Raw genomic sequence first — 21,049 nt, 5'->3', positions numbered from 1 at the left:
CTTGGTGAAACTAGATCATGTGGAATGGAAATGATTATAAACGTGGTTGGGAGGATGGGCACAGAGATGCTCTTTCTAGCAAGGACAAAGATACTCTCCGTATGGGGTTGTCTGTCAAATTCTTCCTTTGGGGACGACCCGCATTAGACACCTACACACAAGGGTACCACGAGGGATATGCTAAAGGTATTTCAGAGCGTCATGTTGTACACAGAGTTTCGGTAGAGTGTGCTTTAGAAAGGAATCAAGATCATAAAAATAAACAAGAATACAGTATGACGTACACTTCTCACGATTTTGTTAGAGAGCTTCAAGCTCTTAAAGATTTGCATCAATTTTTGGTCCAGTTCACGGATTGGCAAATTATGAATAGACTCAATGAATACTATGGAGCTATACAGATGCTGATTGATTCGGGAGTACCTAGGCAACAATGCGAAACATATATTACTACACACTTCGAAGCAGACAAAGCTCTATATGCCGAATTATTATGTCACATTACAGATGCTGACCTGCCAAGAATCCAGTTCTATATGGAAGAGATTAATCGACATATGCAGGCTGCAACATCGATGTCTGCAGGTAGTTTCCATCTTTCACATCCTGACACCTCTGCTAGACCTGCACGTCCTCGAAACATAATCGAGCGCCAAGGAGGGATCGCCGATTTAGTGATACAAGCCGATGCTATCTGCGATTTTTCAGACTTCTTAAAGGGAACAGTGGAATCTCTATGCAATAGTTTGCAAGAATATGAACGCTATTGTAATAGCCTTCTTGACGCTGGGGTGCCAAAGCAAATGTATGAAGATTACCTTCAACAATATGCGTCTGTTGATGCACAACTGATTCACAAAATTATGGGTAGAATAGAACATGAGGATATTCCTTATCTAAAGAAGGTATTTGTTCAGATCACCTCCTCAATTAATTCTCTCGGAGGAGCTTACAACAGAAGTATATAGAACTCCTCCACTTATAGTATTAAGTCACTATGGGAAGTAATTCCAATCAATTATTTCAAACTAATAAATAATATTATGGCAAAAAATGATTTTGCTCACGAAGAGCTAAACAATGGAGAAGACAAATGCCTTTGCGTGCTTCTATTAGACACTTCTGGTTCTATGTCTGGAGAACCTATCAGAGAACTAAACAAGGGGTTGCAGCAGTTCCAAGAACAAACACTGGAAGATGAGACTGCTGCTTCTCGTCTTGAGGTAGCAATCATAACTTTTGGCGGTATAGTTCAACAGATACAGGCACCTGCGTTGTTGACAGACTTTGAGATGCCTACGCTTACAGCCAATAGTACAACACCTATGCTTGAGGCTATTGAAGAAGGAATCACACTTACTTCAGACCGAAAAGATTGGTATAAAAGTAAAGGAATCAAGTATTATCGTCCTTGGATAATCTTGATGACTGACGGAGAGCCCGATGATATTAGCCCTGTTGCTGCTATGGGAGAACGTATAAAGAAACTCCATGAAAAAAAGGCTCTTGCTTTTTCAGCCATTGGTGTGGGGAGTGATGTGAACATGTCTGTCCTTGAAACTCTTGCACAGGGTGGAATGTCTGCAAAAAAGCTTCAAGGGACTAATTTTGTAAACTTCTTTCGCTGGCTCTCTAACAGTATCGGAGCTATTACAGAAAATGAACCAGGCGGAGGACCTACTAAATTCGAGAGTACCGATAGCTGGGAAGCTTTTAGCTTCTAATGTTTTTTTTATTTTCTGCCAGTTAAGTCAAGAGATAGAATTGATTTGACAGACAGAGAGTATTGTTATAATAAAACTTCGTAATGAAATCTATGAGAGCAATATGCATTGTATGTCTGCTTCTTTGCATGGGGAGTCTTTACGCAAATTCCGGTACAACAAACTCTAATAAAATGGAGGGGAAAAAAACACTTGAAGAAAGGGTGAAGAATTTAGAAAACAAACTAGCGAAGGTGGAGGTAAAGTTAGACAGTTTGACTAAACTCAACAATCAGAAAAAGAGTGATAAATCGTCCCAGACTCAAATGGGAAGTGAGGTTCCGACGTCACAAAAAGAGAAAAAAACAGAAGAAAAAGATTTAAAATCTTCCTTTCTACTATTTCTCCTTCCTGCATTGCTTATCTCTCTAGTAGGATATGCTTACTACCGCAAGAATAAAGTAAAGTTGAAGAGAGAACCATATCCTATGGACAGCAAAGATGTAACCATAGATGAAATTAAGGCTGTGGATGATGTAAAACAATCAATAGGGGAAGGCTCAGGACATGAAATAGGCGATACTAAATCTGACGATAGTATCAGAAATAGAGAAAAAAGTAATGTGCCAGAAAATACGACAGTAGTTCCTGGTGTAAGTAGTGATGCACCGCAATCCGATATTAAAGATTCTAGTGTTACTACTTCTTGGACGACTCTCCATGCTTCTCAGATAGGAGCATCACACACAGCTGCAGGTCTTCCTTGTCAAGATTATAGTATGCACAAGGCTCTCTCCTCTGACTGGGGCATCTGTGTTGTCTCAGATGGAGCAGGATCAGCTAGCCATTCACATATTGGTTCTAAAATGGCTTGCCGTATTGCCATTAGAGAAACCACTGAATTCATTCGTCTTGGCAAGTATATAGAGCATGACAAACTGCCAGAATCGTACTTATGGGAACAAGCTGCAGAGCGCATTATGCGTATAATCAAACGTGACCTAAATACCATTGCAGTGAGTCTTGACAAAGAGCCCAAGGAGTTTTCTACTACCTGTATGATAGCTGTTTATTCGCCACACGGTTTACTCTCTACACATATAGGCGATGGTCGTGGTGGATATCATGACAAGACTAAGGGTGAGTGGCTAGCGCTTTTTTCTCCACATAAGGGAGAAGAAGCAAACCAAACTCTTTTTGTAATGAGTGCCTGGGAAAACTTAGGTAAATTGGGAGACGTCGTTGTCCCTGAAAGTCATGTCTATTTAGGTGATATTGACGCACTCTGCTTGCTTTCAGATGGGATGGAGAAAGCAACCTATGAATGTTCAGTTTATAACGAGGAGTTAGGACGTTATGAAGACCTCAACCGTCCCTCTTCCAAGATATTCTCTCAATTTCTTCAAGTAGTACGTGAAGCGAAGGCTTCTGGAAAAACAGACGAAACTATACAGCAGATGTGGCAAAATTATCTACGTGAGGGAAATAAGACCATCGCCAACGAAGCAGATGATAAGACCATGCTATTAGCTGTACGTAATCACTAATGGAGACATACTACACACAAACAGGTGAGACTGTTACGTTAGAAAGTAAAGTCCTTAGCAAGGGAGGAGAGGGATCTATCTATAACATAAAATCCTCGAAAACCTTTTCTAGAGGCTACTGTGCCAAGCTTTACCATAAGGCTATCGACTTGGAGCTAGCCTCTCAAAAGCAGAGAGATTTGTTCCTGTTGGAGAAGAAGATGCTTTATATGGTAGAGCATCAGCCAGATAGAGTGGAGGATTCTATGTGGATGCTTTCGTGGCCTGTCGCTGTATTATATAACAAACAAAAGTACTTCGTCGGGATTCTAATGCCCTTAGCATTTGAACGTAGCATCAAACTCTCCCAATTAATTATCAATACTAAACTCCCAAGTAAGAGTATTAAAAGCTATTGGCAGAATTGGACTGCAGAAGACTGGGATAAGTTCGATGTACGCCACCCTAGAGGTCTATTAGGAAGATTGAAGTTAATTGCTAATGTTTGTTATCCTTTATACCAAGTGCATCGTTTAGGAACCTATGTTTTTGTGGACCTGAAACCCGACAATATTCTTGTGAATGCGAGTGGACAGGTATCCATTTGTGATATTGATAGCATACAAATATCGGAGGGTAAAAAGCTTCTATTTTCAGCGACGGCCTGTACACCAGACTATAGTCCAATAGAGAAACCACAGGACTCGCTTTTCAATGTTTCCTGGGATAACTTCTCTCTTGCTGTGATTATTTACAAATCGCTATTTCTAATACACCCCTTTACTGGCACCTGTTCTCCCCCTTACGATCATTGCGAGACAACACGCGCTATGATTGAGGCAGGACTCTACCCTCATGGGGTAATGTCGAAGTATTTTGAAGTGATAAGTAATTTTCACGAGAATCTTAAGGCTTGTCCACAGGTTGTAAGAATTCTGTTTCTAAGAGCTTTCAACAAAGGGGAAGGCTGGGATAATCCTCATAAACGGCCTTCGGCAGAAGACTGGGGGCGTATGCTAGCCACTGAGGTTAAAAAGATTGAGCAGTCCCCAATATCTCCAATCGACATGGATTATTTCAAACAGATTAGTTGGAGGTGTCAGACATTTAATAACCTCAAGGAGAGACGCCATGAACAAGCCCAGCTAGAATTTTCATGTATATTAACACACAATGCTAGTGTCCCAGCTACAGGCATTGCTGTTTTGCTAATGAGGACGGCTGTTGATGAGTTTACAATACTGCAAGAAGTGGATGTAACCATCAAACCTCGAATAGCATCTGTCTTTAATTTTAGAGCCACCCATATGTGTTCAGAGAAGAAGGGAAAATATCCACTCTATCTCGTTATAAGGCCCAAAATATACAAAAGAAAAGAACTTGTAGTTGGAATGCCCGAATATTCGGAAGTTTTTTCTGAGCTTCCTAAATTAGAGGTTGGATCTTTAGAGATTGTCAACCAAATATCATTCTGGCGAAGAATATTTAACTTATCATAAAAAGATAGAGTTGTAAACTTATAAACAAGAAATTAAGTGTCAATAATACTCATATTATAAATAAAATAGTAAGCCATATGATCATCAAACAACAAGGTCGTCATTATGCGATGGAATCATCAGGAGATAAAAAGCCTATCCTAAAGAAGCCAAAGTCCTCTAAAAAATTTATCTATGTTCTTCTTCCTTTATTTGTCTGCATAGGGATTGGCTCAATTTGGTTCTATCAAAACTACCAAGAGAAAAGCAAATTTATAGAAACTTATCTAGGCCCATTTGAATCTTTGCCTTCTGCAGAAGTTGGTTTGGTAGAAGATATTCAAAAAAAATTAGCTCTCTATAAGAAAAAAAAGGCTGAACTTCTCACGTTTGGAGAAGACCCAGAAGATGTGGACTATGCCAAACGAGGTTATTCTTCGGAAAATTTTACAGCACAAGAGAGAACACTCTTGAATGATGATTTTGATTGTCCGCCAAGTATGATAGAGTACGATCCATACTTGGTTCATCTAATATTGCAGTCTAGAAGTCTTACCAAAAATGATGAAGTTCAAAATTGGTTTAACTTATACCCTGTCATGTCCAACGATCAAATTGAAAAACTATATAAAATTCTTCTACGTGAGAGAGCAAAACTTCTTAACATTGATATTCGATATGGTGGCAAAGATCTTTATAGTGCGATCCCCTTGCTAATAAAAAAAAGACAATATAATTTAAGTAAAGAAATCGCTCTTGCGCTAGATGATAAAATAAACATTGTTAACGCAAATCTGCTATTAGGTCTCTTTGACGAGGCTCTCAGAGTAGCAGAGGAGATTCAAGAGGATAGCTCTCTAGGTAGTCCTATATGCGATTTTAATTTTTCATTAGCTCTATTGCTTACATCAAACTATGAGAAAGCATATGTGGAGTATAAAAAAATTCTAATTAAAGCACGAGAGGATGAAGAATATCGCAAGTTAATAAAGTATTCAATTGAAGATTTGACACATTACATTAGGTATTCAGACTATAAGTTTGATCGATCTTTTGCTAATGGTATTCTAGGGTTACATTATTACTACTTCGAAGAGTATTTACCAGAGGGTGAAGATTATCAAAACTATATGCGATGCTTTCTCTATTCTTACGATAAAGGGAATAAATCACTAGTCAAGATAGCCGAGTATATTAGTGAATTTATTGAGAAATAGGGGTATAAGTAATACAGAAATAACACCAATATGTTTTTGTAATACGAGTAGAGAATGTTTGTTCTGTCTGTGGGCGTGCAACTATGCTTGTAAGACCTATTATTGAGGATGGATGAATAGCTCGTTATCCATTGAAATTTTTTAAGAGGCGACTAGTTAATGGAGAGTTTGATTAGGCAAAGGGTGTATTACGAAGTGTTATCCTGTTTTTTTGCAGACATGCATAGTAAGCCCTATTGGTGGCTATATAGTTTGAATCAACTTCTTCGCGCTTTAGTTGTATTTCTAATTTTTCATTTAGCGAGCTCTACTTCTCCTTGATTAGATGACAGAGTTTTGAGTCTGCCTTAATCCGCTCAATCTCGGTATTGACAAGGCTTAGTACCTCTTGTTTGACACGCTTATAGTTGGCTTCGATAGTCTCGTTGAGATTATCGGAGCCATCTTCGTTTGTGAACTCGGCAATGACGGGGATAGCTCGTAGGCTTTGGTCTCGGCGGACACCTTGGCGACATCGACGACAATCTCTGCGTGGAAGATTTTCTGCTCGATGCGTTCGTCAAAGTTATCGGATACCGCTCCAACAAACATACCCTGCGTAAGGTTGCTGATTTTTGATGCAGGAATAAGGCTATCCATTTGCGTAGAGATGGAGGTGGACTTGTCGTTGCGGTTGATGGTCATCGATTGTCGTTGCTGTAGTACCTTACCGAAACGTTCGCTGAGAGTCTTGGCTGTTTCGCCCACGACCTGACCAGAGAAGACATTACCCACAGTATTCTGAATCACCTTGCTCTCCTTGTCACCGTAGTCACGAGTAAGCTGAGAGAAGTCTTGAAAGCCCAAACATACCGCTACCTTATTAGAGCGAGCCGTAGCAATGAGGTTATCGAGCCCACGGAAGTAGATGGTTGGTAGCTCGTCAATGATAACCGAAGACTTGAGTTGCTTCTTCTTGTTGATGAGCTTCACAATACGGCTATTGTATAGGCCAAGGGCTGCTGAGTAAATGTTTTGACGGTCAGGGTTATTTCCTACGACCAAGACCTTCGGATCTTTGGGATTATTGATATCGAGGGAGAAGTCATCGCCTGTCATCACCCAGTAGAGGGCAGGCGAAATCATACGAGAGAGTGGAATTTTAGCTGAAGCAATCTGCCCTTGTAACTGGTCTTGAGCCCCGCCTTCCCAAGCGTCCATAAAAGGAGAGAGATAGTTGGCCAGTTCATCATAGGAAGTCAGGATGGGGAATATTTGAGCATAGGGGCGATTGAGAAACTCAATAGCGTGGGGGAAGGTACAGTACTTACCATTTTCATAAATCTTGAGATACCAGATGATGGCAGCCAAGAGGATGATAGGTGACTCGACAAAGAAGTCCCCCTGCTTTTGTATCCATGTGCGGTTGAGGTTCAGCATGATGGTGTAGGCAGATTCATAGGCATCGGAGATGTCCGTCATAAAGGCGGGGTTGATAGGGTTACAGCGGTGGCTCTTGCGAGGATCGTCAAAATTGATGACGTAGAATTGGGGCTTGACATCATAGGCATCGATATGATGACGCAGGTGGTTGTAGGCTATCTCCGAAAGGTCGGGGAACTTATAGTCGTAGATGTACATGGCAAAGCCCTTTTCAATCTGCTGCTTGATATAGTTGTTCACAATGGCGAAGGACTTACCCGAGCCAGGCGTACCGAGTACCATCGAGGCACGAAAGGGATTGACGATGTTAATCCAGCCCTTGTTCCATCGCTTTTTGTAGTAAAAGCGTGTCGGCAGATTGACCGAGTATTCGTTGGTCATTAGCCGTGTCTCCTGCATAAAGCTCTCGTTCTCGACATTGAAAACATCGTCCATCAAGTTGTTCTTGAGCAATCGACTCATCCATACTCCAGCCATGAGTAGGCATATATACCCCACAGCGAGGACTACCCAAATCTTTGGCCAAGTGATTTTCTCCTCCTTGACACCCTTAGTGCCGAGACAAGAGAGGGCGAGGAAGACCACACAAAAGAGCTTTGTCCAAAGGATAGAGGAGAATAATCCTGTCGTTCGTTGAAAGTTCATCAGGATTTTATCTACAATGCCGAGTGTGAAGCTCCAGGAATGGAAGGCTTCATAGCAGAACCAATAACAGTTGATAAGGAGGAATATCACGGATAGTCCTCTCATAAAGTCCATAATCTTGCCAAGAGCTCTCAAATCATCTTCTTGTGCCATAGCTGTATTGTCGTTTGAATGCTGTTATAATCGTGTTTGAATGTTCGTTTACCGTTTTCTTCGCTTTAGTCTGATCTTGTTTTGTCTGCGAAGTTTGCGTTGCCAAGCTACCTCTTTCCAATCGTCGTTGCCTATTGGTAGAGATGTGTCACCTACCAGCTCTTCAAGGACTTCATCAATGAGATTATCGCCCGCTTTTTCTTGTATTGGCAGGCTCTGTGTAAGTTGCTTGTTGACTTGTTCTGAGGCTGCTATTTGGCCATAAAGCTCTTCGTTTAAGAAGTGGTTGTGCGTCAAGTCAGAGAAATAGGCTTCAAATTGATTGGCTCCATAGCCCTTTCCTAATCGAGAGCCATTGAGAGCCACACCTGACTTATCGTCAATGAAAGTGATGCCGTAGATACGACCATTGTTGTTCTTCCTGATGATTGCTCGTAGCCCTTCGTTCTCCAGTCTACGATGCAGCTCCTCCTCCGTTTGGGGAGAAGTTCTCATCACCTGTAAGACCCTTTGTCGTATGTTTGCCACAAGCGGTTTGATGTTCTGTTTGGATTGGTGCATCTTATGTTGAACAGCAGAATAGCCTACCCCTCGTCCAATTTCTGAGGCATGGATAGGTGTACCGATCTTACACCCCTTACCATCTGTCGGGACATAGACCAGTCCGTTGTATCTCTTTCCTCTATACTCCGTTTTCACCTCCTCTACGGTAAGCTTATACTTAGTAAGAATTGCATTGAATTCTCCCAAAGAGCAGAAATGGTAGTGAGAAATGACGGAGCGGGCTACAGAGGCGATCTGTTCCTTTATATTTCCTTTCCCCTGTTTTACATCTTGAATCGTTGCTATCTGATCTTTTCTTTGAGTTGTACTTGGACGCAAGCCATACTTGTGCTCCAAAGCATCGGTTATCTTCTTACTTCGTCTCTTCTCAAATTGGTCATTCAGTTTGCGCCCCTTTCCATCTATGCGTAGTGATACGATATGAATATGTTCGCGTGCAATGTCGTTATGCTTAAAGATGATATAGGGCTGCTTGCCATAGCCGAGTGCCTGCATGTACTCTTGGGCTATCCGAGCAAGAATATCGTCCGATAGTTTCTCATCGGGATGTGGATTGAGAGAGCAGTGAAAGACCACATTCTTCGTCCTGCATTTTTGGGGAATAAGTGCTTGCATATCGGCAAGAACTTCGCTCATTGTGTACTTACCACTAGTATTCTGATACAACCCATGAGCCAAGAGTATTGTCGCCTCTTTAGCCTCCACTTTTTTGAAGTTGTAGCCGAGTGCTCCTCCGAGATTGGCTGTGCCGGAAATCTTCGCAATCATCGCTTGCGGTAGTCTATGGTAAGGGCTATTGCCTGCTCTTGTAGGGCGACAATCTGTGAAGCATATTGCTCTAACCTTTGTAGCAAAAGTTGAGCTGTTTTCACTGAATGGTAGCTGTTGATTGCCTTCACAACTTGATTGTAGAGGATGCCGATTTTATGAACTTGTGCCGTGAGTTCGGAGAGTTTACGATAGTATTCCACGGCTGATTTGTCTACGGTAATGACCTTAAAACTCTCTTCCAAAAGACGGGCACGCACAAAGTCTGACTTTGTTTCTGCACCCGATTTATGGAAGAGGGTAATGACCTTTTGCTGGTCTTTGGGATTGGGTAGGCGGGTATCCCACCTATCCCAACGTTCTATCTTTTCATTCATGGCTGTATTGTTGGTTAATGACGACTTTGGAATCATTTTCTCCTCGCACCGAGCAAGGGGGCTTTGTCGGCAGAAACGGAGTTTGTCGGACAAAGACACACCTTGCCGGTATCAAGAGATGATGCTGATGAAGCATCCACTCTTCGGGGTGTCTACTTCGATGAAGATAGTTCTCCATTTTCTATCCCTCTGCAAAGTTAGAGGCTTGTTGTAACAGTCTCATCATAAGGGATATTCCGAGAATATCCTACTATTTCCCGATGCTTCCCGAGGGGTTGAAAGCGACTGATTTACCAACTTATTTTGCAGAGGATTTAGGTCAGAACCAACTGACCGACCTAACTCAGAATAGACCAACCGACCTCCGTTTGTAAGTCGGTTCAAAAGTAGGAAAGTCACGATGTAGAGCGGTTATTGAATCCGTCAGTTAATCAAGATTTCAGTCGCTTAGTTGAGACTGAATTATCTATTCACTAACGAACCAACCTATGAGCATCAGTCGGTCACTAAATCCAAGAATCAGTCATTTCCATAAACAGTTATCTGACATGAAAACATGCCCTACGCAAGCTCACATTTATTTGGGCTTCGCCTCACAAAAAGGAGGTATCGGCAAGAGTTCTCTTGCCGAAATCCTTGCCTCCATACTTTACTATGAGAAGCATCTCCCTCTCGTAGTGGTCGATTGTGACGGTACGCAGGAATCGTTCTATAAGCTTCGAGAGCGAGAACGCAATCTCATCCAAGCTTCGAAGGAGCTGAGCGAACAGCTCAAAGTCTATTTTACCAAGTTTGGGCATCCGGCTTATCCCATTTTACGTTCCACCCCTGATGCGGCCTTGAAAGATGTTCAAAAGTATCTGGAAAGCTCGGAACGAAAGGAACGGTTGGTCATCTTTGACTTTCCGAGGCATGCCGGTACAGAAGCCCTTTTACAGCTCTCCATAGAGATGGATTATATCATCTCCCCCATAGAAGCCGATCCTCAGTCTCTGGTATCCGGTTTTGCCTATGCTCAAACCGTTCGGGACTTGGGTCTCAGTTTTGAAGACGCACGCATTCGAGACCTCCTGCTTCTTTGGAATAAAATCAATCGCAGTGCCAGTCCTGTGGTTGTCGACCACTATACGAAATATGCCCAAGAGGAGGAGATCAACCTCTTTGATACCCGTATCTACCATTCGGTGAAGTTTTCTCGAGAATTAGGTCAGGGAGGCGTCAAAGGCGTCTTCCGCAGTTCTTATTTACCACCCGTACCTGCCTTCGTCTATCCACAGGGTAGATGAATGGGTAGAAGAAGTTCTCCAACGTTTTCACCTTATCCATGAATAAATCATGCCTTCCATCCAAGAAAAACGCCAAAAGATATTGAGTGCCAAACTCCAAGAGATGGGCGATATCGGGGTTACGAAGCGTAGTGCAGAGGAGTCTCCCTTTTTCGACCAACCCATGGAGTTAGAGTCACAAGAGGCTCCGATACCGACAGAGGAAACATCGGAGGATGCTATACCTACGATGGCAAAATCTAAGGGCAACAAGGAGAGCGGATGCTCTTTTCAAGAGTACCAAAAACGCTTCTTTGCCCCCTCTCGTGATGGTATCGGGAAATCAGGTTTCACCATCCATGGGGAGATTCTGCAAACACTCCGAGATGTCCTTCGTGACGTCCGCTCCAAAGCGACACTTACAGCTTATATAGAGAACATCCTCTTGGAGCATCTCAAAGAACATCAGGCGATGCTTAATAAAGCAGCGGCACAATACAAACGCAATCCAACCATCAATTTAGACTTGTAATGATGCAAACGATACTATTGAATGTCCTGCTTCTCTTGGTTATCATTTGGGTGCTACTCCTCATTCTCTATACTTACTGCTCCAAATTCTCTCGAATGGGTAAGCAGGAGCAGGGGCAAGCAACTTCTAAGGAGAAGCAGAATAGAGAGGAAAAACTACATGTTTTGGTGGGGAAAAGCAAGGGGCTTGGTCCCTCAGATTTCCCTAAAGTTCCCAAGACTTCCTCCTCCGAAAAAGCACTTGAAAATGTCAATAACTTTGCGGAGTCCGAGGTGTCGGAGCAGCAAGAGAAAACTGAAGAAGTGCCCACGATTAGTGAGGCAGAGAACGAACTCCATGTCGCTTATACCATGGAAAACGTCGATGAGGATGAGGTCTTGAGAGAGGAGCTGCTACTCACTCCCGATCCGACTCCGGAGGTTTCTCCATCGGCAATTCTTGCCCGTGACCTTGTGCGCATGGGATGCTGGAGCAAACATGACGATGCCCTCGATGAAGAGGATGAAGCAGAAGTTCAGGCAACCCTCAGTAAAGTGCAAGGCACTGACTTGATCGAGAAGTACAAAGAAAACCTCAAGGCACAAGAATCGAAGCATACCAAGTTCTTGGAAGCCATGCGTCGTGCAGAGGAAGCTCAAATACAAAGCGATATGGTAAAAACTGAACACCTCCCAAGACAAGAACTTCAAGGAGGCAACGAAAGAACCTTAGACTATTACCTCTAAAACACAAGCGGAGTAATGGATGGGGTAGCACATGAAGGTTACACGCAAGTAGTACCATGAAAACGAGCTACAGAGGTGCTCCCCATCCTGACCTTCCCACACAACAGAGAACAACCTATTCATAATCAATAACAATAAATCCAATAACATGAACAGAAAGAAAATCGCATTGATGTTGCTCCTTATCGCCACTGCGACCGCAGGAGCTTATGCACAGGGCAACGGTATGGCCGGTATCAACGAAGCCACCAAAATGGTCACGAGCTATTTCGATCCCGGTACCAAATTGATTTATGCCGTTGGAGCCGTGGTCGGCTTGATTGGGGAAATCAAGGTATACAATAAGTTCAGCTCGGGAGACCCTGATACAAGCAAGACGGCAGCCTCTTGGTTTGGGGCATGTATCTTCCTTATCGTGGCTGCCACCATCCTTAGAAGTTTCTTCCTCTAATGGCATCTTGGGAAATCAATAAAGGTGTAGGACACACAGTGGAGTTCAAGGGCTTGAAAGCTCAATACCTCTTTCTCTTTGCAGGAGGGCTTCTGGGGACTTTCATTGTCGTGGTCGTGCTGTATCTCTTGGGCATTAGTCAGCTCGTTTGCCTTGGCATAGGCGTATTGGGTGCCACGCTGGTGGTGTGGCAAACATTCGCTATGAACCGCAAGTATGGTGAACATGGGCTGATGAAGCTCGGAGCAGTACGCTCCCACCCTCGTTACCTTTTGAACCGGCGTATCGTTTACCACCTCTTTCGTAATCTCAAATCAGAAGCTACAAAATGAGAAACACCAGCAAAATCAGTTCTTTGGAGGCGAAGTTCCCCCTGCTCGCTATTGAGCAGGGGTGCATCGTCAGCAAGGAAGCCGACATCACCGTCGCTTTTCGGGTGGAACTACCCGAGCTCTTCACGGTGACTTCGGCCGAATACGAGGCAATGCACTCGGCTTGGCATAAGGCGGTTAAGGTGCTGCCTAACTTCAGCATCGTGCATAAGCAGGATTGGTTTATTGTGGAGGAGTACCAAGGAAAACTCTCGGAGGGAGGATTGAGTTTTCTCGCTCGCTCTTCGGAGCGACACTTTAATGAGCGTCCTTATCTGCACCACTCGGTCTATCTCTTCCTTACCAAAAGCAATAAGAAGCGTATGGCACAGCAGAGCAATTTCTCTGCCCTCTGTCGTGGTCATCTTGTGCCGAAGGAGATAGAGGACAAAGAAGCCGTCATCAAGTTCATGGAGGCGGTAGACCAGTTCGAGCGTATCATCAACGACACGATGCTCATTCGTTTAGAGCGTATGACGGAAGAGGAGCTTGTGGGGACAAAGGAGAAAAGCGGTTTACTTGACCGTTATTTCTCTCTTTCCGATGAGCATCATGCTTCGCTGGAGGACATCCGATTGGGTGCCGACCTTGTACGTGTGGGCGACAATAGGCTTTGCTTGCACACTCTCAGCGACACGGACGACCTGCCAACGACTGTCAGCACGGATAGCCGTTACGAGCGACTATCCACCGACCGCAGTGACTGCCGCCTCTCCTTTGCTTCTCCCGTGGGGCTGATGCTCTCCTGTAACCATATCTACAACCAATACCTCTTTATTGAGGATAGCGATGCCAATCTACAACGCTTTGAGAAGCAAGCGAGGAATATGCACTCCTTGGCACGCTATAGCCGTAGTAACCAAATCAACGAGGAGTGGATACAAGAGTACCTCAATGTCGCCCACTCTCAGGGATTAACCTCTATCCGTGCTCACTTCAATGTATTGGCATGGAGTAGTGACAGTGAGCAACTGCGGCAAATCAAAAACGATGTGGGTAGTGCCTTGGCTCTTATGGAATGCAAGCCCCGACACAATACGATTGATGTGGCTACACTCTACTGGGCTGGCATCCCCGGCAATGCCGCTGACTTCCCCTCGGAAGAGAGCTTTTACACCTTCTTCGAGCCTGCGCTCTGCTTCTTCACAGCAGAGACAAATTACAAGGACTCTCTTTCTCCCTTTGGCATCAAGATGGCAGACCGCTTATCAGGCAAGCCATATATTTGGACATCTCTGACCTCCCGATGAAGAAGGTATCATCACCAACCGGAATAAGTTCATTCTCGGTCCGTCGGGCAGTGGCAAGAGCTTTTTTACCAACCACATGGTACGCCAGTACTACGAGCAGGGGGCACACGTCCTCCTAGTCGATACGGGTAACTCCTATCAAGGCTTGTGCGAACTCATCCATGGCAAGACGAAGGGCGAGGATGGAGTCTACTTCACCTATACGGATGAGAATCCCATCTCTTTCAACCCCTTCTATACGGATGATTATCTCTTTGACGTGGAGAAACGAGAGAGTATCTGCACCCTGCTTTTGACTCTTTGGAAGAGTGCGGAGGAACAGATTACCAAGACCGAGGCGGGGGAGCTTGGTTCGGCTGTCAATGCCTATATCGAACTCATTCGTTCGGATAGAAGCATTACTCCCTGCTTCAATACCTTCTACGAGTATCTGCGTGATGTGTACCGAGAGGATATGGGTAAGCGAGAGATTGAGGTAACGCTCTCGGACTTCAATATCAACAACCTCTTAACCACACTGAAGCAGTATTATAAAGGTGGGCGCTATGACTTCCTTTTGAACTCGGATAAGAATATCGACCTGCTCAGCAAACGCTTCATCGTCTTTGAGATTGATGCTGTGAAGGATAATAAAGACCTCTTCCCCGTGGTGACCATCATCATTATGGAAGCCTTCATCAACAAGATACGTCGCCTCAAGGGCATTCGCAAGATGATTCTCATTGAAGAAGCGTGGAAGGCGATTGCTTCGGCGAATATGGCAGACTACATCAAGTACCTCTATAAAACCGTCAGAAAGTTCTTTGGCGAGGCGATAGTCGTGACGCAAGAGGTAGACGACATCATTCAGTCGCCCATCGTCAAGGAGAGTATCATCAACAACTCCGACTGCAAGATCCTGCTCGACCAGCGCAAGTACATGACCAAGTTTGACGGCATACAGGCGATGCTGGGCTTGTCGGAGAAGGAGAAGAGCCAAATCCTCTCTATCAACCAGAGCAATGACCCGAAGCGACTCTACAAAGAGGTGTGGATAGGCTTGGGCGGTATGCAATCTGCGGTCTATGCTACAGAGGTGTCGCTCGAGGAATACCTCGCCTACACGACCGAAGAGACCGAAAAGCTCGAAGTGATGCGCCTCTCGGAAGAGTTAGGCGGAGACATCGAAACAGCTATCCGTCGCTTGGCTATGGAGAAACGACAGAAGTAAAACCCTTAAACAACAGAACCCATGAAAAAGTACATCCTTATGGCTCTCCTTGGATTGAGCCTCTTTACTACGCAAGCTCACGCTCAGTGGGTCGTAAGTGACCCTATGAACTTTGCGGGCAACATTGCCAATACGGTCAAAGAGATTGCCACAGCCTCCAAGACCGTCAAGAACACCTTGAACGGTTTCAAGGAGGTGGAGAAACTCTACAATGACACTAAGAAATATTACGATGCTCTCAAGAAGGTGAATAACCTCATCGGTGATGCCTACAAAGTGAGGGAGACCATCTTGATGGTGGGAGACATTTCAGAGAATTATGTCTCCTCCTATAAAAAGATGCTCAGTGATACGAATTTCCGTCCTACCGAGCTGGCTGCCATGGCTTCGGGCTACAGCAAACTTCTGGAACTGAGCGGAGAGAGTCTGAAGGAGTTGAAATCCGTTGCTAAGAGCAATGTCTTCTCCATGAATGATAGCGAGCGGATGCAAATGATAGACCGCATCTATAACACCGTTCGAGAGTATCGCTCTTTGGTATCGTACTACACTCGAAAGAATATCTCCGTGAGCTATGTGAGAGCACGACAAAAGGGAGAGCTTGAGCAGGTACGATCCCTATATGGAAGTTCAGACATACGTTACTGGTAAGCCATGGATTTTTCAAGTTTACACGAACTGCTTCGTTCCACCTATCAGGAGATGATGCCCTTGGCCTCGGAGATGACAGGTATTGCCAAGGGGATAGCGGGCTTGGGTGCCCTGTTTTACATTGCCATACGTGTTTGGTCGTCACTGGCAAGAGCCGAGCCGATAGATGTCTATCCTTTGCTTCGCCCCTTTGTTTTGGGCTTCTGTATCATGTTTTTCCCTACGGTGGTACTTGGTACGATGAATGCTGTTCTCTCTCCCGTGGTGAAAGGCACAGAACAGATGGTACACAAGCAGGAGGGAACACTTGACAAACTGACTGCAGAACGTAACAAACTGCAGGAGGAGGCCTACCTGCGTAATCCCGAAACCGCTTATCTCGTCTCGAATGAGAAGTTCGACCAAAAGATAGAAGAGATGGGGATTATCGGTCCCGAAGATGCCGTAACTATTGCAGGAATGTATGCAGAACGTGCTGCCTACCAAACCAAGCGATGGTTCATGAAAAAGGTGCAAGACCTTTTGGAGCTTATCTTTCATGCTGCCGGTCTTGTCATCGACACACTCCGCACTTTCATCTTGATTGTTCTCTCCATCCTCGGTCCGGTTGTTTTCGGCATTGCCGTGTGGGATGGTCTTTCGGGGTCACTGACCGCGTGGTTTTCACGCTACATCTCGGTCTATCTCTGGTTGCCTGTCAGCTCCATCTTGACAGCCCTTCTGACAAAGATTCAAATCTTGATGATTCAGAAAGACATCGCCCTGTTAAGTGACCCCAACGACATTCCCGAAGTGGGCAGTTGGTACTATATGGTCTTTTTCCTTATCGGTATCATCGGCTACTTCTCTGTTCCGACCGTTTCGGGATGGATTATCGAAGCAGGAGGAGGTATCGGTTCTTATGGACGTAACGTGAATCAGACGGCTCAACGAGGAGCTCAGGGAGCTTATCTCGGAGGGAAAGCCGCTGCTGCAGGGGCAGGTGCTTCTATCGGTAACATCGGAGGTCGTATCAAAGGTGCTCTACTGAGAAGGAAAGGAAACTAATAAAGAAGAACAAACAGCATTTTTATGGAATTCAAATCACTCACCAATATCGAAACCTCATTCAAGCAGATACGGCTTTATGCCCTGCTTTTTGTACTGCTCTGCATTGCTGTCTGCGGTTATGCGCTCTATGCCTCCTACTCTTTTGCCTCTCAACAGAGGAAGAAGATCTATGTTCTGGACGAAGGTAAATCGCTTATTCTGGCTCTCAGTCAGGATGCGGCAATGAATTGTCCCGTCGAGGCACGTGAACATATCAGACGCTTTCATGAACTCTTCTTTACGATTGCACCCGACAAGGCTGCAATCGAAGGGAATATGGAGCGAGCCTTTCTGCTCTGTGACAAGTCCGCATTCAACTACTACAAAGACTTGGCAGAAAAGGGCTACTACAATCGAGCCATCTCGGGAAATGTCAACCAACGTATAGAGATTGACTCTATCCACTGCAATTTTGACAGCTACCCCTATGAGGTAACAACCTATGCTCGCCAGTTCATCCTGCGTCAGAGTAACGTTACGGAGCGTAGTCTCATTACGACCTGCACGCTTCAGAACTCCGTCCGCTCGGATAATAATCCGCGGGGCTTTCTGATGGAGCACTTCCTTGTAAGGGAGAATAGAGACCTTCAAACCTATAAACGTTGATGCCATGGGACAGACATTTACACGAGCTTATCTCCGTCTCCATCTTTGGTTGCGCCGGCGATGCGACAGAATGAGCCTCGCAGACGGAAGATTTTTGTCTACACGTTAAGTCTGCTCTACCTCATTACCTCTTGTGTCATGATAGCCAACCTATTTTTACCCAAGGCGGAGAAGTCCTCCTCTAATATCATCGTGGAAGAAGTCGTCGATAGCCCTATCCTACGAGATAGCGTACGCCCCGATATGATTATGTACCAATTAGCTTGTAACAATGGAAAAGAAACAGAAAGAACAACTTAAGAAGATACTCACCTATAGTGGTATCGGCTTACTCTTTACGCTCTCGATGTGGTTTATCTTCCGTCCCTCTGAAAAGAGCGGAACAGAGGTAGAAAGGGGGCTGAATAAAGAGTTGCCTTAAGCCTCCGTGGAGCAGCTCCCCGAGAATAAACTCAAGGTCTATGAAATGGGAGAGCATTTGGAACAAGAGGAGACCTCCCGCAGTGAAATGGGACAACTCTCCGATTACTTCGAGCAACAAAGAGGAGAGACGGACGACTCCGAACATACACCTCCGGTCTCCAAAGTTGCCTCTTCGATGGAACGCTACGAGGAAAACAGTCGTCTTCTTTCCTCTTTTTACGATTATGACCCAAGAGATGAAGAGCGAGAAGCGATGCAGGCCGAGATAGAAGAACTCCGAGCTCGATTAGAGGCGCAAGAGAGCGAGCAGGATGAAGAAGAGAAACAGCTTGCTTTAATGGAAAAAAGCTACCAAATGGCAGCCAAGTACATGACTCAAGCGACTCCTCCAAGTAATTCCCTTTCGGCTGCCAATGCAAAGGAAGAAATTTCGGTTACCTCAGCTTCAACGCCCCTACCTGAAGTGGAGTTGATGCCCGAACGGAAGCATTTGGTCTCTTCCCTTGAGCAACCAATGACAGACTCTGCCTTCATTGCCGAATATGCAGGAAGAGAACGTAACCTTGGGTTTCACTCGCTCTCGGCACAACGTCCCGAACCCCTTCGTAACACTCTTCGATGTGTGGTGGATAGAACAACGACACTCCAAGAGGGAGACTTTATTGTCCTTCGTCTGATGGAGGGAGCTCGGCTCCACAATCTCTCTCTGCCTCGCTACAGCCGTGTCGTGGCTCAAGCTAAAATTGAGGGCAACCGTATGCGACTGCTCGTTCAAAGCATTGAGATCGGAGGTTACATCTCCTCCGTCAAGCTCTCAGCCTACGACACAGACGGACAGGAGGGTATCTACATCCCCGGCTCTGAGAATGTGTCTGCTATCAAGGAGATGGGGGCGAATATCGGAGGTTCGATGGGGACGTCCTTCACCTTTGCCAGCTCTGCCAAAGACCAAATTATCTCCGAGGCGGCTCGTGGCGTGATGCAGGGGGCTTCACAGCTTTTGCAAAAGAAACTGCGTACCGTTAAGGTGACACTTAAAGGGGGCTATCGCCTCTATCTGCTACCAACTCAATAACATCAAATCAGATATTATAAAGACAATGAAAAAATGGATTTTATCAGCCTGATACTCTGCTCATTCGGGCTAACGGCTTTTGCTCAAAAAGAATGTAGAGAAACAACGCCTGCTCTTTTACCCTCTTCAGGAGAACTCTTTCAAGGAATGAGCAGGGCGATTCCCGACGGGAGAGTCGTACTACCTTATGGCTTGGAAGTTACCTTCGACAAAACGGTGCACCTTATCTTTCCATCGGCCATTCGATATGTGGACTTGGGAAGCAATAACCTGATTGCAGGCAAGGCGGAGGATGCCGAGAATGTACTACGTGTCAAGGCTGCCGTTCGAGACTTAAAGACCGAAACAAATATGAGTGTCATCTGTGAGGATGGTTCTTTTTACTCATACAACGTAAAATATGCCGAAGAGCCCGAGAAGCTCAACGTTGAGATGAAAGACTTTCTCTCTCCGACAGACGGACGCCTACCCTCTAATCGTGCAGACATCTATTTCAAAGAGTTGGGCAACGAATCTCCCATACTTGTAAAACTGATGATGGAGAGTATCTACAAAAGTAACAAGCGTACCATTAAGCATATCGGGATACGACAGTTCGGAATGAGGTTTCTACTTCGTGGGCTTTATGCGCACAATGGGTTGCTCTATTTTCACACACGCATAGACAATGATACCAATATGCCCTACTCAGTGGACTTCATCACCTTTAAGGTCGTAGACAAGAAGGTTGCTAAGCGTACTGCGATTCAAGAGCATATTCTGCAACCCTTGCGTGCCTATCATCAGATAATGTGGGTGAAAGGACAGAGTAGCGACCGAAGCATCTTTGCCTTAGAACAGTTTGCGCTACCGGAAGATAAACAACTCGAAGTTACGCTCTATGAGAGAAATGGAGGGCGCACGCTCTCTTTCTATGTGCAGAATGAGGATCTTCTGTTGGCTCGACGTATCGATAACCTTAAACTGAAGTGGTGATGAAAAGAATACTGTTTTTACTACTCATCGCAGGAGCTATGATATTTCCCTCATACGCTCAGCGTCTCATCCCTAAACAGCAAGGAGTGGAAATAGTGGGGAGTATTCTCCTTATTCGAGGAGAGAAACTCTTTCAACCTGAGAGGTTCGGATTGTGAGTCGCCTTCACTCGCTATCTCAAGCAAGCGAACTATCTATTCCTTTCAACCGAATATGAACAGCAGGCACTGCCTTACCGAACCTACGATGTCTTGATGCAGGATGCCCTACTGCAAGTAGGATATATGCATCCCATGCTCTCCGATAGGGAGAAAAATATCTTTACCTATTGCGGTATATCGGCTTTGGGTGGCTATGAAGAGCTGAATAAGGGCAAAGAGCTATTACCCGATGGGGCAACGCTTCTCGACCGCTCTCGCTTTGTTTATGGCGGTGCGGTGCATAGTTCGGTGGAGTGTTTCCTCTCGGATAGGCTGCTCCTCGTCCTCAAGGCTCAGGGACGACTGCTCCTCGGCTCGGATGTACATCGTTTTCGTCCTGCACTCTCGGCAGGCATTAAGTTTAATCTTTAAG

General features: G+C 45.0%; 17 protein-coding genes and 4 pseudogenes. 18 read left to right on the top strand and 3 right to left on the bottom strand.

Going from position 1 to position 21,049, the window contains the following annotated elements:
• Positions 1-17 precede the first annotated feature (17 nt).
• The 5 genes from JCM15907_RS08555 to JCM15907_RS08535 all read left to right on the top strand — a co-directional run bounded on the left by JCM15907_RS08555 (position 18) and on the right by JCM15907_RS08535 (position 5,924).
• Positions 18-968, top strand: coding sequence for a hypothetical protein (locus tag JCM15907_RS08555; protein WP_025843480.1), 951 nt, complete (start codon positions 18-20; stop codon positions 966-968).
• A gap of 75 nt (positions 969-1,043) precedes the next feature.
• Positions 1,044-1,724 (top strand): vWA domain-containing protein, encoded by a 681-nt coding sequence (locus JCM15907_RS08550; RefSeq protein ID WP_025843479.1) that lies wholly within the window; start codon positions 1,044-1,046, stop codon positions 1,722-1,724.
• 467 nt (positions 1,725-2,191) lie between these two features.
• The gene (locus tag JCM15907_RS08545; protein ID WP_159099935.1) at positions 2,192-3,250 is read left to right on the top strand and encodes a PP2C family serine/threonine-protein phosphatase; all 1,059 of its coding nucleotides are present in this window, start codon (positions 2,192-2,194) and stop codon (positions 3,248-3,250) included.
• Positions 3,250-4,728 carry a protein kinase domain-containing protein gene (locus JCM15907_RS08540; RefSeq protein ID WP_025843477.1) on the top strand — a complete coding sequence of 493 codons (1,479 nt, stop codon included), beginning with the start codon at positions 3,250-3,252 and terminating at the stop codon, positions 4,726-4,728. Before JCM15907_RS08545 ends, JCM15907_RS08540 begins: the two co-directional genes overlap by 1 nt.
• A gap of 77 nt (positions 4,729-4,805) precedes the next feature.
• The gene (locus JCM15907_RS08535; protein WP_025843476.1) at positions 4,806-5,924 is read left to right on the top strand and encodes a hypothetical protein; all 1,119 of its coding nucleotides are present in this window, start codon (positions 4,806-4,808) and stop codon (positions 5,922-5,924) included.
• A gap of 307 nt (positions 5,925-6,231) precedes the next feature.
• Here the strand turns inward: JCM15907_RS08535 and mobC are convergent.
• The 3 genes and pseudogenes from mobC to JCM15907_RS08520 form a co-directional block, all read right to left on the bottom strand.
• Positions 6,232-8,144: pseudogene (gene mobC, locus JCM15907_RS11565) on the bottom strand (conjugal transfer protein MobC).
• 48 nt (positions 8,145-8,192) lie between these two features.
• A complete protein-coding gene (gene mobB / locus JCM15907_RS08525) occupies positions 8,193-9,476 on the bottom strand; it encodes a conjugal transfer protein MobB (RefSeq protein WP_025843475.1) in 1,284 nt (427 codons plus the stop codon).
• Entirely contained in the window at positions 9,473-9,853 is a 381-nt protein-coding gene (locus JCM15907_RS08520) for a plasmid mobilization protein (protein WP_025843474.1), read from the bottom strand. The genes mobB and JCM15907_RS08520 overlap by 4 nt, the downstream gene beginning before the upstream one ends.
• A gap of 548 nt (positions 9,854-10,401) precedes the next feature.
• On the opposite strand from JCM15907_RS08520, the gene JCM15907_RS11560 reads away from it, so the two are divergent.
• The 13 genes and pseudogenes from JCM15907_RS11560 to JCM15907_RS11540 all read left to right on the top strand — a co-directional run bounded on the left by JCM15907_RS11560 (position 10,402) and on the right by JCM15907_RS11540 (position 21,048).
• Entirely contained in the window at positions 10,402-11,139 is a 738-nt protein-coding gene (locus tag JCM15907_RS11560) for a ParA family protein (protein ID WP_370664416.1), read from the top strand.
• A gap of 49 nt (positions 11,140-11,188) precedes the next feature.
• Positions 11,189-11,650, top strand: a complete 462-nt coding sequence (locus JCM15907_RS08510; RefSeq protein WP_025843473.1) for a DUF3408 domain-containing protein — start codon at positions 11,189-11,191, stop codon at positions 11,648-11,650.
• Positions 11,650-12,375, top strand: a complete 726-nt coding sequence (locus JCM15907_RS08505; protein WP_051522455.1) for a hypothetical protein — start codon at positions 11,650-11,652, stop codon at positions 12,373-12,375. The genes JCM15907_RS08510 and JCM15907_RS08505 overlap by 1 nt, the downstream gene beginning before the upstream one ends.
• A 148-nt stretch (positions 12,376-12,523) precedes the next feature.
• The gene (locus JCM15907_RS08500; RefSeq protein ID WP_025843471.1) at positions 12,524-12,826 is read left to right on the top strand and encodes a DUF4134 domain-containing protein; all 303 of its coding nucleotides are present in this window, start codon (positions 12,524-12,526) and stop codon (positions 12,824-12,826) included.
• Entirely contained in the window at positions 12,826-13,158 is a 333-nt protein-coding gene (locus tag JCM15907_RS08495; protein ID WP_025843470.1) for a DUF4133 domain-containing protein, read from the top strand. Before JCM15907_RS08500 ends, JCM15907_RS08495 begins: the two co-directional genes overlap by 1 nt.
• Positions 13,155-15,657, top strand: a pseudogene (locus JCM15907_RS11555) (TraG family conjugative transposon ATPase). The gene JCM15907_RS08495 and the pseudogene JCM15907_RS11555 overlap by 4 nt, the downstream one beginning before the upstream one ends.
• 21 nt (positions 15,658-15,678) lie before the next feature.
• On the top strand, positions 15,679-16,308 hold the full coding sequence (locus tag JCM15907_RS08485; RefSeq protein ID WP_025843469.1) for a DUF4141 domain-containing protein: 630 nt from the start codon (positions 15,679-15,681) through the stop codon (positions 16,306-16,308).
• 3 nt (positions 16,309-16,311) lie between these two features.
• Positions 16,312-17,355: a conjugative transposon protein TraJ gene (gene traJ, locus JCM15907_RS08480; protein ID WP_025843468.1), complete on the top strand. Its 1,044-nt coding sequence runs from the start codon at positions 16,312-16,314 to the stop codon at positions 17,353-17,355.
• Positions 17,356-17,379: 24 nt separating this feature from the next.
• Positions 17,380-18,003 (top strand): conjugative transposon protein TraK, encoded by a 624-nt coding sequence (gene traK, locus JCM15907_RS08475; RefSeq protein ID WP_025843467.1) that lies wholly within the window; start codon positions 17,380-17,382, stop codon positions 18,001-18,003.
• A 60-nt stretch (positions 18,004-18,063) separates the two neighbouring features.
• On the top strand, positions 18,064-18,303 hold the full coding sequence (locus tag JCM15907_RS12695; RefSeq protein WP_242396875.1) for a hypothetical protein: 240 nt from the start codon (positions 18,064-18,066) through the stop codon (positions 18,301-18,303).
• Positions 18,275-19,501, top strand: a pseudogene (gene traM / locus JCM15907_RS11550) (conjugative transposon protein TraM). Before JCM15907_RS12695 ends, traM begins: the two are co-directional and overlap by 29 nt.
• A gap of 33 nt (positions 19,502-19,534) precedes the next feature.
• Positions 19,535-20,476 carry a conjugative transposon protein TraN gene (traN, locus tag JCM15907_RS11545; RefSeq protein WP_036885647.1) on the top strand — a complete coding sequence of 314 codons (942 nt, stop codon included), beginning with the start codon at positions 19,535-19,537 and terminating at the stop codon, positions 20,474-20,476.
• Positions 20,476-21,048 (top strand): annotated as a pseudogene (locus JCM15907_RS11540) (conjugal transfer protein TraO). The gene traN and the pseudogene JCM15907_RS11540 overlap by 1 nt, the downstream one beginning before the upstream one ends.
• Position 21,049 lies beyond the last annotated feature (1 nt).

The sequence above is a fragment of the Porphyromonas gingivicanis JCM 15907 genome (assembly GCF_000614585.1).
In the GTDB taxonomy this organism is placed as follows: domain Bacteria; phylum Bacteroidota; class Bacteroidia; order Bacteroidales; family Porphyromonadaceae; genus Porphyromonas; species Porphyromonas gingivicanis.
The sequence above is the reverse complement of the archived record's forward strand: the minus strand, read 5'-3'. Positions and strand labels throughout refer to the sequence as shown.

What these genes read in the sequence shown, in the direction of transcription:
- traJ (WP_025843468.1), top strand. Translation starts at nt 16,312, where the DNA reads ATGGATTTTTCAAGTTTACACGAACTGCTTCGTTCCACCTATCAGGAG.
- JCM15907_RS08550 (WP_025843479.1), top strand. Translation starts at nt 1,044, where the DNA reads ATGGCAAAAAATGATTTTGCTCACGAAGAGCTAAACAATGGAGAAGAC.
- JCM15907_RS08485 (WP_025843469.1), top strand. Translation starts at nt 15,679, where the DNA reads ATGAAAAAGTACATCCTTATGGCTCTCCTTGGATTGAGCCTCTTTACT.
- JCM15907_RS08555 (WP_025843480.1), top strand. Translation starts at nt 18, where the DNA reads ATGTGGAATGGAAATGATTATAAACGTGGTTGGGAGGATGGGCACAGA.
- traN (WP_036885647.1), top strand. Translation starts at nt 19,535, where the DNA reads ATGGATTTTATCAGCCTGATACTCTGCTCATTCGGGCTAACGGCTTTT.
- JCM15907_RS08545 (WP_159099935.1), top strand. Translation starts at nt 2,192, where the DNA reads ATGGACAGCAAAGATGTAACCATAGATGAAATTAAGGCTGTGGATGAT.
- JCM15907_RS08540 (WP_025843477.1), top strand. Translation starts at nt 3,250, where the DNA reads ATGGAGACATACTACACACAAACAGGTGAGACTGTTACGTTAGAAAGT.
- mobB (WP_025843475.1), bottom strand. Translation starts at nt 9,476, where the DNA reads ATGATTGCGAAGATTTCCGGCACAGCCAATCTCGGAGGAGCACTCGGC.
- traK (WP_025843467.1), top strand. Translation starts at nt 17,380, where the DNA reads ATGGAATTCAAATCACTCACCAATATCGAAACCTCATTCAAGCAGATA.
- JCM15907_RS11560 (WP_370664416.1), top strand. Translation starts at nt 10,402, where the DNA reads ATGAAAACATGCCCTACGCAAGCTCACATTTATTTGGGCTTCGCCTCA.
- JCM15907_RS08505 (WP_051522455.1), top strand. Translation starts at nt 11,650, where the DNA reads ATGATGCAAACGATACTATTGAATGTCCTGCTTCTCTTGGTTATCATT.
- JCM15907_RS08510 (WP_025843473.1), top strand. Translation starts at nt 11,189, where the DNA reads ATGCCTTCCATCCAAGAAAAACGCCAAAAGATATTGAGTGCCAAACTC.
- JCM15907_RS08495 (WP_025843470.1), top strand. Translation starts at nt 12,826, where the DNA reads ATGGCATCTTGGGAAATCAATAAAGGTGTAGGACACACAGTGGAGTTC.
- JCM15907_RS12695 (WP_242396875.1), top strand. Translation starts at nt 18,064, where the DNA reads ATGCGACAGAATGAGCCTCGCAGACGGAAGATTTTTGTCTACACGTTA.
- JCM15907_RS08535 (WP_025843476.1), top strand. Translation starts at nt 4,806, where the DNA reads ATGATCATCAAACAACAAGGTCGTCATTATGCGATGGAATCATCAGGA.
- JCM15907_RS08500 (WP_025843471.1), top strand. Translation starts at nt 12,524, where the DNA reads ATGAACAGAAAGAAAATCGCATTGATGTTGCTCCTTATCGCCACTGCG.
- JCM15907_RS08520 (WP_025843474.1), bottom strand. Translation starts at nt 9,853, where the DNA reads ATGAATGAAAAGATAGAACGTTGGGATAGGTGGGATACCCGCCTACCC.